Source organism: Escherichia sp. HH41S (assembly GCF_009820115.1).
Taxonomy (GTDB): Bacteria; Pseudomonadota; Gammaproteobacteria; order Enterobacterales; family Enterobacteriaceae; genus Escherichia; species Escherichia coli_F.
Genome location: NZ_VNXE01000119.1, coordinates 130504 through 143496 on the forward strand (window position 1 = coordinate 130504; position 12993 = coordinate 143496).

A 12993-nucleotide genomic window follows, 5' to 3' on the forward strand; every position below is an offset into this window, starting at 1 on the left:
TTATGAACCAGATATTAAAAGTCGTCACTATTGGTGGCGGGAGCAGCTATACCCCGGAATTACTGGAAGGATTTATTAAGCGTTACCACGAATTGCCAGTCAGCGAATTATGGCTGGTGGATGTCGAAGGTGGTAAAGCGAAACTGGATATTATTTTTGATCTCTGCCAACGGATGATTGATAACGCTGGCGTCCCGATGAAGCTTTATAAAACGCTGGATCGCCGCGAAGCATTGAAAGATGCTGATTTCGTTACTACCCAACTGCGCGTAGGCCAATTACCGGCGCGCGAACTGGATGAACGTATTCCATTAAGTCATGGTTATCTTGGTCAGGAAACTAACGGCGCGGGCGGTTTGTTTAAAGGTCTGCGTACCATTCCGGTGATTTTTGACATCGTAAAAGATGTCGAAGAACTTTGTCCGAATGCATGGGTGATTAACTTTACTAACCCGGCGGGAATGGTCACTGAAGCCGTCTATCGTCATACCGGATTTAAACGCTTTATCGGCGTGTGTAATATTCCGATCGGCATGAAGATGTTTATTCGCGATGTTCTGACTCTGAAAGACAGCGATGATTTATCTATCGATTTGTTCGGCCTCAACCATATGGTGTTCATTAAGGATGTGCTGGTAAATGGCAAATCACGCTTTGCCGAATTGCTTGATGGTGTGGCATCCGGGCAGTTAAAAGCATCTGGCGTTAAAAATATTTTCGATCTGCCATTTAGCGAAGGCTTAATTCGTTCTCTGAATCTGTTGCCGTGTTCTTATTTGCTTTATTACTTCAAGCAAAAAGAGATGCTGGCTATTGAAATGGGCGAATACTACAAAGGCGGCGCACGAGCGCAGGTAGTACAGAAAGTCGAGAAACAACTTTTTGAGCTGTATAAAAACCCGGAGTTGAAAGTTAAGCCGAAAGAACTGGAACAGCGCGGTGGGGCTTATTACTCTGATGCAGCGTGCGAAGTGATCAACGCTATCTACAACGATAAGCAAGCAGAACATTACGTTAATATCCCGCATCATGGGCATATTGATAATATTCCGGCAGACTGGGCGGTAGAAATGACCTGTACACTGGGGCGCGATGGCGCGACGCCACATCCGCGCATTACGCATTTCGATGATAAAGTGATGGGGCTGATTCACACCATCAAAGGCTTCGAGATTGCTGCCAGCAACGCCGCACTTAGCGGGGACTTTAACGATGTGTTACTGGCGCTAAACCTTAGTCCGTTGGTGCATTCCGATCGCGATGCTGAGCTGCTGGCACGCGAGATGATTCTGGCGCACGAGAAATGGCTGCCAAATTTTGCCGACTGCATCGCAGAGCTTAAAAAAGCACATTAACCGAGGCTGATTATGGAACGCTTACTGATTGTTAATGCCGATGATTTTGGCTTAAGCAAAGGTCAGAACTACGGCATTATCGAGGCCTGTCGCAATGGGATTGTCACGTCGACGACGGCGCTGGTGAATGGGCAGGCTATTGACCATGCAGTGCAGTTGAGTCGTGATGAACCGAGTCTGGCCATAGGGATGCACTTTGTCCTTACTATGGGCAAGGCACTGACAGCTATGCCGGGGTTAACCCGCGATGGTGTGCTGGGAAAATGGATCTGGCAGTTGGCAGAAGAAGATGCTTTACCGCTGGAAGAAATTACTCAGGAGCTCGCCAGTCAGTATTTGCGTTTCATTGAGCTATTTGGACGCAAACCTACGCATCTTGATAGCCATCATCATGTGCATATGTTCCCGCAGATTTTCCCGATTGTTGCCAGGTTTGCGGCTGAAGAGGGGATAGCGTTGCGCATCGACCGTCAGCCGCTATCTAACGTTGGTGATTTACCGGCTAATCTGCGCAGTTCGCAGGGATTCAGTAGCGCGTTTTATGGTGAAGAGATTAGCGAGACACTGTTCCTGCAAGTGCTTGATGACTCCAGTCATCGCGGCGAGCGCTCTCTGGAAGTGATGTGCCACCCGGCGTTTATCGATAATACGATTCGCCAGAGTGCTTACTGCTTCCCACGGTTAACGGAGCTGGAAGTGCTGACATCAGCGTCGTTGAAATATGCAATTGCTGAGCGTGGTTATCGGTTGGGGAGTTATCTTGATGTGTAAGTAAGGTGGTAAGGTCACTCCCCAGGGGACGTGACCTTATCCATATTTACGCCGGGATTTTGTCAATCTTAGGAATGCGTGACCACACGCGGTGTGCTGCCATCAGCGTTAACAGTTCATCCATAAAACTACCATCGGCGCTGTCAGCTTCCACAATCCCTTCTTCACCCTGGTCAGCGACCTTGATTGTTGCTTTAAACTTGCGCGCGTCTCCCGCCAGCGCAATCGGTTTAAGGTGTTTGTAGGCTTCCATCAGGTAGTAGTTGGCATCGCCGTTGTCAGCGATATCCGCGATATTGCCGCAAGGGACAATAACCGCATCGACCGTCAGCGAAGGCGCTCCGGCAAATGTAGCGGCTATAGGCAGCACCGTACCGTCATCCGCAGTCACTTCACCCATTCGGGAGTAGAGCAGTTTGGCATGAACGCCTTTGGCCTTCAGCGCCTTGAGAATGGCCAGAAGGTCTGCCGATCTCACTTCATCATTAAGCAAAATCGCTACCACGCGACCTTTTACATCACCGTCAGGAATGGCGTACAGACTTAAGGATGGATCCTTTTTCAGACCGTTGACGTCCGGAGGCGGGGTGATATTCAACTGGTCGTCCGTCAGCTCGATACCGAGATTTTTCGCCACCGCCTGGGCCAGAGTGAGATCAATATGCGCCAGCTGGTCAACAACGCGCTCACGAATATACGGACGAACTACTTTGCTTAACTCAAAGCTGAAACCATCGACAACATGGCGCTGCTCGAATGGCGTCTGACTTAGCCAGAACAGACGCGGATGGGAATAATATTCGCCAAACGATGGACTGCGCTCGCGAACTTTATTGCCTTCCACGCGTTCCTGGTATGATTCAAAACCGCCACGTTTCGGCCCCGGCGGTGTTTCGCGCGGCCAGTTATCGTTGATCGAGTTCGGTTCGTAATTCGCCGGGTTAGTGTCGATACCCATGCGGTGCATGCCATCACGCTGGAAGTTGTGGTATGGGCAGGTCGGGCGGTTAATCGGAATTTCATGGAAATTGGGTCCGCCAAGACGACTGATTTGTGTATCGGTATAGGAGAACAAACGTCCCTGTAACAGGGGATCGTTGGTGAAGTCCAGACCAGGAACAATATGGCCTGGATGGAAAGCTGCTTGTTCGTTTTCGGCAAAGAAGTTATCCGGATTACGATTAAGCACCATTTTGCCAACACGCTGAACGGGCACCAGTTCTTCCGGGATGAGTTTGGTTGGATCGAGAAGATCGAAGTCAAACTTGAATTCATCTTCTTCAGGAATCAACTGGAAGCCCAGTTCGTATTCCGGAAAATCGCCTGCTTCGATGGCTTCCCACAACTCGCGGCGGTGGAAGTCCGGGTCACGTCCGGTTAGTTTTTGTGCTTCATCCCAAACCAGTGAGGCTTTACCTGCCAGTGGTTTCCAGTGGAAACGTACGAACGTTGCCTTCCCTTCGGCATTAATCAGGCGGAAGGTGTGAATACCGAAGCCTTCCATGGTGCGATAGCTGCGCGGGATACCACGATCCGACATCGCCCACATCACGTTGTGCAGAGTTTCAGGTTGCAGAGAAACATAATCCCAGAAAGTATCGTGGGCGCTTTGCCCTTGTGGAATTGCCCAGTGTGGTTCTGGTTTTACCGCATGAACAAAATCGGGGAATTTATGCGCATCCTGGATAAAGAAGATTGGCGTGTTATTGCCAACAAGGTCAAAAATACCCTCTTCGGTATAGAACTTGGTGGCAAAGCCACGGATATCACGCACGGTATCGGCAGAGCCAGCACCACCCTGAACGGTAGAGAAACGTACAAATACTGGGGTGATTTTGTTCGGATCTGAGAGGAAATCCGCTTTGGTAATATCGCTTAAGCTTTTATATGGCTGGAAATAACCGTGAGCGGCTGATCCGCGTGCATGAACAATACGTTCCGGGATGCGCTCATGGTCAAAGTGAGTGATTTTCTCGCGCAGAATAAAATCTTCCAGCAGTGTTGGGCCACGGCTACCGGCGCGTAGGGAGTTTTGATCATCGGCGATGCGTACACCCTGGTTGGTGGTAAGTGCATAATTTTCACTACCTTTGCGAACGTCTTCCAGAGAATTGATTTTTTCGTTACGTGTATCAGGGGCTTTCAGACTCCCTGGCGCGGTTGGCTGCGCTCCCGGTGGCGTCGGTTCAGCCGCTGGACGATGGGAACCGTCCTCAGGTGCCAGTGAGTCCATCCCCGGTTTCGCTTCGCTGGAATCGTGTAGTGGTGACTGGTGCTGATGTGGGTTCTTTTCGTTATGTTGCGACATTGAACTCGTCTCCTTAATGTATTACTGAAAGGGCCGCTGTTTTGGTCAAAAAACTCTCTAACTATAGACCACCAGCCAGATCCCGCTTCGGAGACTATTCTGGAAACGGTGTTATGAAATACACGCAAAGCGGGACGTACAGGGGCTAAATCGGCTAAACTACAGTTTTTCTGATTTTTAATATGCGTTTAGTGAAGCCAGTAATGAAGAAACCGCTCCGTCAGCAAAACCGCCAGATTATTAGCTATGTCCCACGCACGGAACCCGCGCCGCCAGAACATGCGATAAAGATGGATTCGTTTCGTGATGTCTGGATGCTGCGTGGCAAATATGTTGCGTTTGTACTGATGGGAGAGTCATTTCTGCGCTCACCGGCGTTTACTGTGCCTGAATCCGCCCAGCGTTGGGCAAATCAGATCCGCCAGGAAGGGGAAGTGACTGAGTAAGGATTACGTACCTCCCGGTTTGGCCGGGAGTTACATGGCCTGAAATTCTGTATTTCGATGCAACATTCATTCAAATCACCTGTAACAAAAAGCTGCATTTAACGATCTACTGCTATAAAATAAATGCTCTTTTTTCTTTAACTGGTTATTAGTTCTAAAATGTCAAAATTATCCTGGTCAGGATGAGCTATTTTTGATAGTTCATTCTGTGACGTTACTCTTAAACTTAGATTGTCAATTACTCAAATCAAAATGCGTAATGATTAGGGTTTATAAACTGAGGTGATAGATGATTTATACAAGTCTAATACAGAGTAATTATTACAATGTGAATATTCAAAATCAGGCATTCGAACTCTATAAGGGAAAGCTTCAATCGACCCTGACAGAACTCGCTTTCTTTATATCAACGGGGCAATGTGGCAGCGATGAAATCGTTGAATCACACTTTAATTATATGATTGCCTCTATGTCTAATATTAAGTATGACGTATCCATACCCAGAGCACCAGTGCTTAGTTTTGACACGTCTCTGCCAGATAATATTAAATATAAAGTTATAATTGACAATCCCAATGGTAGTGAACTTCGTATAAGAAGTGTTAATGAGAGTTTTGCCGGAATGGATTTCGCTTTTGTCTTTCGCCCAGATAAGATGACTAATTTGATTAATATAAAAAATAAGTTGGTGATTTATTATTTGACAACCATTTACTATGATCAAGATTATATACATCCTGCCGGGAGTATTTTTTCTGCAATTCAAAATAATGAACGTTTGTTAAACTTCCCTTCGGTAATATCAATGCTTAATGTCAATCTTCTTTTTAATCCACTGAATCTTCCGGGAATGGGAAGTGGTGTGCTTGAAGAGATTATGAGTATTTCAGATAGTTCACTTAGAAAACGTCTTGGGTATGAGGTTTTAAGCTTCTCGCTACAAGCACATTCATTGAGTCAGGAATGTATTGATAAGTTAGCCATTTTTTTCGCTGACGATCTGTTTAAATATGAGTCAGTATGCATCGCCGCGATGGAACATTTAAAAAGTAAGGCAACGGCCCCTATACAAAACGGACCGTTGCCAGCATAAGAATTAACGGTGTGCCAGTTCGGCGTCGTCTTCGCTATCCAGAATGGCTTTATCGGTTTGCTTCAGCCACTGGCTGGTCAGCGTGCCAGCGGTCATCGAGCCACTAACGTTTAGCGCCGTACGGCCCATGTCGATAAGCGGTTCAACGGAGATTAACAATGCCACCAGCGTTACAGGCAGGCCCATCGCAGGTAGCACAATCAGTGCGGCGAAAGTTGCGCCACCACCGACACCGGCAACGCCTGCGGAACTAACGGTAACAATACCGACCAGAGTTGCAATCCACATCGGGTCCAGTGGGTTAATGCCGACCGTCGGAGCAACCATCACTGCCAGCATTGCCGGATACAAACCGGCACAGCCGTTCTGACCAATGGTCGCACCGAAAGAGGCGGCGAAACTGGCGATAGATTCAGGTACACCCAGACGACGCGTTTGTGCTTCCACATTAAGCGGGATAGACGCGGCGCTGGAACGGCTGGTAAAGGCAAACGTCAGTACTGGCCATACCTTACGGAAGTACTTCAGCGGGCTCACGCCATTAATGCCCAGCAGAAGGCCATGCACTGCAAACATAATCAGAAGACCGAGGTAGGACGCGACAACGAAACTACCCAGTTTGATGATGTCTTGCAGGTTAGAACCTGCAACCACTTTGGTCATCAGCGCCAGAACGCCGTAAGGGGTCAGCTGCATGACCAGGCGAACCAGTTTCATCACCCAGCTTTGCAGGGTATCGATAGCGGTTAAGACGCGTTCACCTTTCGGCGCATCATCCTTCAGCAGCTTCAGCGCAGCTACGCCGAGGAATGCGGCAAAAATTACCACGCTGATAATTGACGTCGGATTGGCTCCGGTCAGATCGGCAAACGGGTTTTTCGGGATAAAGGACAAGACCAGCTGCGGAACGCTCAGGTCAGAGACTTTACCAACATAGTTACTTTCGATGGCGTTCAAACGTGCAGTTTCTGCACCACCCTGAACCAGACCTTCAGCCGTCAAACCAAACAGGTTGGTGACCAGCACACCGACCAGCGCCGCAATCAGCGTGGTAAACAAAAGCGTTCCGATGGTCAGAAAACTGATTTTGCCTAACTGTGATGCGTTATGCAGACGGGCAACCGCGCTCAGAATAGAGGCGAAGACTAACGGCATAACGATCATTTGCAGCAGTTGAACATAGCCGTTACCAACGATGTTAAACCACTGTACAGAATCTTTAAGTACCTGGCTGTCAGAACCATAAATGGTATGCAGGGCGAGGCCAAAAACCACACCCATCACCAGACCCACCAGCACTTTTTTCGCCAGACTCCACTGTTTATGGCGGGTCTGAGCCAGCGCAAACAGCAGTACAACGAACACCACGATGTTCGCAATTAATGGAAAGTTCATCCCCGTTCTCCTGATCTTATTATTTCTATCACTGCGTAGCAGTCATAGTGTTGGCGCAAGATTAACAGAACTGTGAGCTGGCTCTTATATTCAAATGGAATTGCTTATTCCAGAAAGGCGATTTTTGCCTTTTTAGTATTCAACCTGATGCTTAATAAGCCGATGAAACTGGATCTGCAAGGTATTGATCATTTGCGATGACCAACGAACAGCGCTGTTTTCGGGTAATGAATGGGGCATCCATACCGACCAGACAAATAATGCCATGCAGATAAAACGTTCCAGTTGGTTGCCCTTTTGGGGAACCAGGATAGGCAAGCGGAAACGCCAGCGGCATGGCCAGAGCAGGGGAACACCGGCGGGTGTCAGCATATCGGCAAGTATGTGGCTCAAATAACCCAGCACCATGCCCTGCAACGCATCAGCCGGAATGAACCAGCTTTCAGGAACCTTAAGGTAAAAGGTTGCCAGCAGCGCAAATACCGCCAGCAGACTGTGGGTAAAACCACGATGCCCAAAAGCGCGGGCGATCGGTTTTGATATCCACTTTAATCGCTGCCCAAGAAACGACTTTGGGTGATCGATGTCCGGTAACAAACACGTCAGGATTGCGGAAGGGACAATATGCCACCAGTCACCCTGTGCCAGCACGGGCGTCAGCTCGGCATTTTTGGCAAATACCGCACAAGCAATAGAAAAGAGAAGGTGACCTTCCGCCGTCATGATAAAACTCACTAAACTGTCGATACGTACAGTATAGGATTTTTATACAGTGCACGGAAGTAGTGACGGTGTAACTCTTTCTCTTAAATTGACGATTAATCCGCCAGTTGAATGCAAATTCAGATAAAGAACCAGGGGCAGCGTGATAACTGCCCTTGGTTATTAACCGAGAAGGTCTTTTGCGGTGAGTTCTGTCAGCGATGAGAGTTTGACGTTTGCTAATACAAAACGTGGATCATTTTGCGCTTCTGGCGCAGGAACGACGATGGAACGCATGCGGGCTGCTTTAGAGGCGATCATGCCATTTACCGAATCTTCCAGCGCTACGCAGGTCAGTGGGTCAACGCCCAGTTTTGCTGCGCAGTCAAGATATACTTGCGGATGCGGTTTGCTGTAAGGCAATTTTTCAGCCGAGGCGAGAGCATCGAAACTGTCGCGTAAGTCAAACATGGTCAACACTTTTTCCAGCATATGTAGTGGTGACGCGGAGGCCAGTCCCACCAATAAACCTTGTTCTTTGCATAACTCAACGGCTTCACGCACGCCTGGCAATAATGGGCGTGTCTCTTCAACCAGTGAAATGGCACGAGCAATAACCCGTTCTACTACTTCCTGACGGCTTGGACCATTCCAGGGTTGCCGGGCGTACCAAAGATCGACCACCATATCGATGCGTAAACCTAAGGTGTCCGGCAGCTCGTTACGACGGGAGATATCCACCCCCAGGCTTGCCATCACATCCAGTTCAGCTCGATCCCATAAAGGTTCTGAGTCGATAAGTAATCCATCCATATCAAAAATTGCAGCAAGAATCTGACGCGGGGTTGACATTACAACCTCTCCTTTAGAGCATTATGTGTAAGGTATTAAGCCGTGCTTATGATTAAGCGCCTATCATATCGCCTTTAAAGAATGGGCGAAAACAGATATCTACAGGTAAACTAAGTGAAACGACGCGTCTTAATCAAGGAGAACTCATGACGTATCAACAAGCTGGACGCATTGCTGTTTTGAAAAGGATTTTAGGTTGGGTGATTTTTATACCTGCATTGATCTCTACATTGATTTCTTTGCTGAAATTTATGAATACCCGGCAGGAAAACCAGGAAGGCATTAATGCGGTCATGCTCGACTTTACTCATGTCATGATCGATATGATGCAGGCGAATACGCCTTTTTTGAATCTGTTCTGGTATAACTCCCCGACGCCCAATTTTAATGGTGGCGTGAACGTTATGTTCTGGGTGATTTTCATCCTGATTTTTGTCGGACTGGCGTTGCAGGACTCCGGTGCCCGGATGAGTCGCCAGGCGCGTTTCTTGCGGGAAGGTGTTGAAGATCAACTCATTCTGGAAAAAGCCAAAGGGGAAGAGGGGCTAACACGCGAACAGATTGAGTCACGTATTGTTGTCCCGCACCATACTATTTTCCTGCAGTTTTTCTCGCTGTATATCCTGCCGGTTATTTGTATTGCTGCAGGTTATGTGTTCTTTTCTCTGCTTGGGTTTATTTAATCAAAAGGCCGCGCGGAGCGGCCATTATCCCCAAGACATATCATGCTGCTAATAATCTATCCAGTGACTGCTGAGCAATAACCAAATGCTGACCGCCAAATAACCTTGCACGATTTAACAGCGTGTAGAGTTGGTAAACCGGTTGACGTTCAAGGAAATCGGCAGGTAGCGGGGATACTGACTGATAGCCGTCATAGATTTGTGGCGGCTGTTCAGTATGCAGCGGTAACATCGCCAGGTCGCACTCTCGGTCACCCCAGTAGCAGGCCGGGTCGAAAATGTACGGGCCATCCGGACCCAGCGCACAGTTGCCGGACCATAAATCGCCGTGCAACAGAGAAGGCTGCGGTTGATGCGAGGCCAGACGCTGCTGAATATGCTCGACGATGGCATCGATATTGCCGAAAGCGATCCCTTTTTCTGCCGCCAGTTCCAGCTGCCAGCCAATCCGTTGTTCAGCAAAAAAAGTTGACCAGCGACGTTGCCAGGTGTTGGGCTGGGGAGTTGTGGAGAGCGCGTTATCGAAATCGAGGCCAAATTGCGGTTGGTCGCTCCATTGATGTAAACGCGCAATTTGCTGACCAAGAATAAATGCGCTATGCGCATCCAGCGGGCGAGGTGGGAGATAATCCATCACCAGAAAACTGTAGTCACGGTCAGCGCCAACTGCCCAAACCTTAGGCACGGTGACGGTTTTACTACGCGACAGTAACTCCAGTTGGTCGGCTTCGGCGGTAAAACCGGGAAGCAGTTCCCTTTCATCACATTTGACGAAAAAGTCACGTCCTGCATAGCGCAAATGCCATGCGGCATGGACTTCTCCGCCAGGCAGTTCATTACGCAGTTCGATTTCGCCTTCACCTAACTGCTCGCTCAAAAGACGACTGATTGCCTGCCACATGATGTCTCTCCCATGTTGTCTGCCAGATCATAAGGTTAGCGCAAGAATGCGGTGTAAAAACACGAGCTAACGCACACCACAGACTGATTATTGCCCAAAAACCATTTATTTTCTGTTGCTATTCCATTCCTCCCAGGTCGTGATGGTGATTTCAGGATCTTTGCCGGTTGCACTTTGGGTAAGCCCCGAAACCAGTTCTCTAATTTCTTCTTCACTTTGGGTACTGATAAGTCCAAAAGTGTTAGTCCCCAGCTCATGGATATTTCCATCATCATCCGTCATGGTGAGCAAAAAACCGTCGCGAGTCAGGTAATTATTCAACTCGTTAATTTCAGTCAATGTATCCTCGTGCAACATGACGGTTATGACATAACGGACAAGATCGCCACTGGCCATAGTTCACCCCTTTGTTATCACATGACTTTTGAGCATAGTCGGAGAAACGCGTTGCCGACAGGTTGGTGGTGATTCCCCCAATGCAGGGGGAATGTTTCAGTTAGCGGGAAAGGTAAGCGTAAATTTTTTGTGTATCGTCATGGGAGCACAGGCGTGTTCCCTGATTGAGTGTGGCTGCACTCCCCGCAGCTACGCCAAAACGGACCATCTCTTCAAGAGAGGCATTTTCTGCCAGTTTCAGTGTCATCGCGCCGACCATGCTGTCACCAGCGCCTACGGTGCTCTGGCTTTTCACCGGTGGTGGCACAACCTGAATGCAGTTTTCACTATCAACGCCCAGCGCCCCTTGTGGACCCAGGGAAACGACAACTCGTTTGGCCTTGCCGCTATTAACGATTTCCTGCGCGGCTTTGCGGACATCGTCTGGCTGGGTGAGTTCGCGATTCACCAGCGCACTGAGTTCTTTTTGGTTAGGCTTAACCAACTCGATGTTACCAATCGCCAGTGCTGCACTTAACGCTTCGCCAGAACTGTCGACGATACAGCGGATCCCTTGGTTTTGCGCAGCGGAAATCAGTTGGGTTAATTTTTCTAGCTTCACACCTGGCGGCAGGCTTCCGCTTATGACCAGGATAGCACCGGATTCAATTTCCAGAACTTGCTCTTCAAGCTGGCGAAACTCATCTTCACTTAATGCCGCGCCTGGCATGACAAAACGATACTGCTCACCGCTTGCTTCCACATGTACGTGTAAATTCTGCCGGGTCCAGTCTTTGGCTTCTACAGTAGCGACGGGGACATTTTCATCTGCCAACAGTGAAACCAGATGTTCGCCGGTCGCACCACCCGCCGGGAAGATCGCTGTGGCACTGCCTCCAAGATGGGCAATGGCGCGGGCGACGTTGATGCCGCCGCCTCCGGGTTCGAATACCGGTGCGGTACAGCGCAGCTTTCCTTCGGGATAAATTTGCGGGGTAATTGTTGCGCTATCGAGAGAGGGCGCAAGTGTCAACGTATAGATACGTACCATCATTTCCTCCTATAGGCTGATTTCAGTCTGGCACCGAATCAGCGGAAAGTGAAGAAATTAACAATATGATTTATTAGAGCTTTATTTAAAATTTTGCAGATAAATATATATAAATAAAAATCTGTTTTCGCCACATGCTTATTCAAAAAATGAAATAAGAATACATTGCTAAGTTATTCGCGCCTTTTTATAATTCGTTACCTTTCCAGGGACGCTAATCTTTGATCCTTAAGAAAGTTTCCGGGACCGCGAAGGTCTCTTTTTTTGTTGTACGGACTCTTGATAAATGAAGCTTTTGAAGACAGTTCCTGCCATCGTTATGTTGGCGGGGGGCATGTTTGCGTCACTGAATGCAGCTGCCGATGATTCCGTTTTTACTGTCATGGACGATCCTGCCAGCGCTAAAAAACCTTTCGAAGGTAATCTGAACGCAGGATATCTTGCACAATCAGGCAATACGAAAAGCTCCTCACTTACGGCTGACACTACCATGACCTGGTATGGACATACCACTGCCTGGTCGCTGTGGGGGAACGCCAGTAATACCTCTTCTAATGATGAGCGTTCTTCAGAAAAATATGCGGCGGGCGGGCGTAGCCGTTTTAATTTAACTGATTATGACTATTTATTTGGGCAGGCAAGCTGGCTGACAGACCGTTATAACGGCTATCGAGAGCGCGATGTGTTGACCGCGGGTTATGGTCGCCAGTTTTTGAATGGCCCGGTACACAGTTTCCGCTTTGAATTCGGTCCAGGTGTGCGTTACGACAAATATACCGACAATGCCAGTGAAACCCAGCCGCTGGGTTATGCCTCCGGGGCTTATGCATGGCAGTTGACTGACAACGCTAAATTTACGCAGGGTGTTTCCGTCTTTGGCGCGGAAGACACAACGCTGAACTCTGAAAGCGCATTAAATGTTGCTATTAATGAACATTTTGGACTGAAGGTGGCTTACAACGTCACATGGAACTCTGAACCTCCAGAGTCTGCACCGGAACATACCGATCGTCGGACAACCTTATCGCTGGGCTACAGCATGTAACATTATCTGCCGGACC

General features: G+C 48.5%; 13 protein-coding genes. 6 read left to right on the forward strand and 7 right to left on the reverse strand.

Features of this window, described 5'->3' with window-relative positions:
• Positions 1-2: 2 nt before the first annotated feature.
• Both celF and chbG read left to right on the forward strand, forming a co-directional pair.
• Positions 3-1355 carry a 6-phospho-beta-glucosidase gene (gene celF / locus FQZ95_RS22610; RefSeq protein WP_160530708.1) on the forward strand — a complete coding sequence of 451 codons (1353 nt, stop codon included), beginning with the start codon at positions 3-5 and terminating at the stop codon, positions 1353-1355.
• 12 nt (positions 1356-1367) lie between these two features.
• Positions 1368-2126, forward strand: coding sequence for a chitin disaccharide deacetylase (gene chbG, locus FQZ95_RS22615; protein WP_160530710.1), 759 nt, complete (start codon positions 1368-1370; stop codon positions 2124-2126).
• A gap of 46 nt (positions 2127-2172) precedes the next feature.
• Here chbG and katE read toward each other — a convergent pair whose 3' ends face one another.
• Positions 2173-4434, reverse strand: a complete 2262-nt coding sequence (gene katE / locus FQZ95_RS22620; protein ID WP_000077828.1) for a catalase HPII — start codon at positions 4432-4434, stop codon at positions 2173-2175.
• A 182-nt stretch (positions 4435-4616) separates the two neighbouring features.
• On the opposite strand from katE, the gene cedA reads away from it, so the two are divergent.
• Both cedA and FQZ95_RS22630 read left to right on the forward strand, forming a co-directional pair.
• Positions 4617-4880 carry a cell division activator CedA gene (gene cedA, locus FQZ95_RS22625; RefSeq protein WP_001241561.1) on the forward strand — a complete coding sequence of 88 codons (264 nt, stop codon included), beginning with the start codon at positions 4617-4619 and terminating at the stop codon, positions 4878-4880.
• 289 nt (positions 4881-5169) lie between these two features.
• The gene (locus tag FQZ95_RS22630; RefSeq protein ID WP_160530713.1) at positions 5170-5973 is read left to right on the forward strand and encodes a hypothetical protein; all 804 of its coding nucleotides are present in this window, start codon (positions 5170-5172) and stop codon (positions 5971-5973) included.
• Between the two features lie 3 nt (positions 5974-5976).
• On the opposite strand, the gene tcyP is transcribed toward FQZ95_RS22630, so the two are convergent.
• From tcyP to hxpB, 3 genes are all read right to left on the reverse strand, one after another.
• On the reverse strand, positions 5977-7368 hold the full coding sequence (gene tcyP, locus FQZ95_RS22635) for a cystine/sulfocysteine:cation symporter (RefSeq protein WP_001010714.1): 1392 nt from the start codon (positions 7366-7368) through the stop codon (positions 5977-5979).
• Between the two features lie 132 nt (positions 7369-7500).
• Positions 7501-8091 (reverse strand): metal-dependent hydrolase, encoded by a 591-nt coding sequence (locus FQZ95_RS22640; protein ID WP_001295408.1) that lies wholly within the window; start codon positions 8089-8091, stop codon positions 7501-7503.
• A gap of 162 nt (positions 8092-8253) precedes the next feature.
• Positions 8254-8922, reverse strand: coding sequence for a hexitol phosphatase HxpB (gene hxpB / locus FQZ95_RS22645; protein ID WP_160530715.1), 669 nt, complete (start codon positions 8920-8922; stop codon positions 8254-8256).
• A gap of 146 nt (positions 8923-9068) precedes the next feature.
• Here hxpB and FQZ95_RS22650 point away from each other — a divergent pair, with 146 nt between their 5' ends.
• Entirely contained in the window at positions 9069-9605 is a 537-nt protein-coding gene (locus FQZ95_RS22650) for a YniB family protein (RefSeq protein WP_000222172.1), read from the forward strand.
• A 40-nt stretch (positions 9606-9645) separates the two neighbouring features.
• On the opposite strand, the gene FQZ95_RS22655 is transcribed toward FQZ95_RS22650, so the two are convergent.
• The 3 genes from FQZ95_RS22655 to pfkB all read right to left on the reverse strand — a co-directional run bounded on the left by FQZ95_RS22655 (position 9646) and on the right by pfkB (position 11932).
• Entirely contained in the window at positions 9646-10506 is an 861-nt protein-coding gene (locus FQZ95_RS22655) for a fructosamine kinase family protein (protein ID WP_000267670.1), read from the reverse strand.
• Positions 10507-10611: 105 nt separating this feature from the next.
• Entirely contained in the window at positions 10612-10902 is a 291-nt protein-coding gene (gene ghoS, locus FQZ95_RS22660) for a type V toxin-antitoxin system endoribonuclease antitoxin GhoS (protein ID WP_000146149.1), read from the reverse strand.
• A 100-nt stretch (positions 10903-11002) separates the two neighbouring features.
• Positions 11003-11932: a 6-phosphofructokinase II gene (pfkB, locus tag FQZ95_RS22665; protein ID WP_000251742.1), complete on the reverse strand. Its 930-nt coding sequence runs from the start codon at positions 11930-11932 to the stop codon at positions 11003-11005.
• Between the two features lie 286 nt (positions 11933-12218).
• On the opposite strand from pfkB, the gene FQZ95_RS22670 reads away from it, so the two are divergent.
• Complete coding sequence (locus FQZ95_RS22670; RefSeq protein ID WP_000771391.1) at positions 12219-12977, forward strand: DUF481 domain-containing protein; 759 nt, start codon at positions 12219-12221, stop codon at positions 12975-12977.
• The last annotated feature ends 16 nt before the right edge of the window (positions 12978-12993 follow it).

Bases quoted from the DNA above. Each gene is read 5' to 3' on its own strand.
- pfkB (WP_000251742.1), bottom strand. From the start codon at position 11,932: ATGGTACGTATCTATACGTTGACACTTGCGCCCTCTCTCGATAGCGCA.
- celF (WP_160530708.1), top strand. From the start codon at position 3: ATGAACCAGATATTAAAAGTCGTCACTATTGGTGGCGGGAGCAGCTAT.
- FQZ95_RS22670 (WP_000771391.1), top strand. From the start codon at position 12,219: ATGAAGCTTTTGAAGACAGTTCCTGCCATCGTTATGTTGGCGGGGGGC.
- FQZ95_RS22655 (WP_000267670.1), bottom strand. From the start codon at position 10,506: ATGTGGCAGGCAATCAGTCGTCTTTTGAGCGAGCAGTTAGGTGAAGGC.
- hxpB (WP_160530715.1), bottom strand. From the start codon at position 8,922: ATGTCAACCCCGCGTCAGATTCTTGCTGCAATTTTTGATATGGATGGA.
- cedA (WP_001241561.1), top strand. From the start codon at position 4,617: ATGCGTTTAGTGAAGCCAGTAATGAAGAAACCGCTCCGTCAGCAAAAC.
- chbG (WP_160530710.1), top strand. From the start codon at position 1,368: ATGGAACGCTTACTGATTGTTAATGCCGATGATTTTGGCTTAAGCAAA.
- FQZ95_RS22650 (WP_000222172.1), top strand. From the start codon at position 9,069: ATGACGTATCAACAAGCTGGACGCATTGCTGTTTTGAAAAGGATTTTA.
- ghoS (WP_000146149.1), bottom strand. From the start codon at position 10,902: ATGGCCAGTGGCGATCTTGTCCGTTATGTCATAACCGTCATGTTGCAC.
- FQZ95_RS22640 (WP_001295408.1), bottom strand. From the start codon at position 8,091: ATGACGGCGGAAGGTCACCTTCTCTTTTCTATTGCTTGTGCGGTATTT.
- tcyP (WP_001010714.1), bottom strand. From the start codon at position 7,368: ATGAACTTTCCATTAATTGCGAACATCGTGGTGTTCGTTGTACTGCTG.
- katE (WP_000077828.1), bottom strand. From the start codon at position 4,434: ATGTCGCAACATAACGAAAAGAACCCACATCAGCACCAGTCACCACTA.
- FQZ95_RS22630 (WP_160530713.1), top strand. From the start codon at position 5,170: ATGATTTATACAAGTCTAATACAGAGTAATTATTACAATGTGAATATT.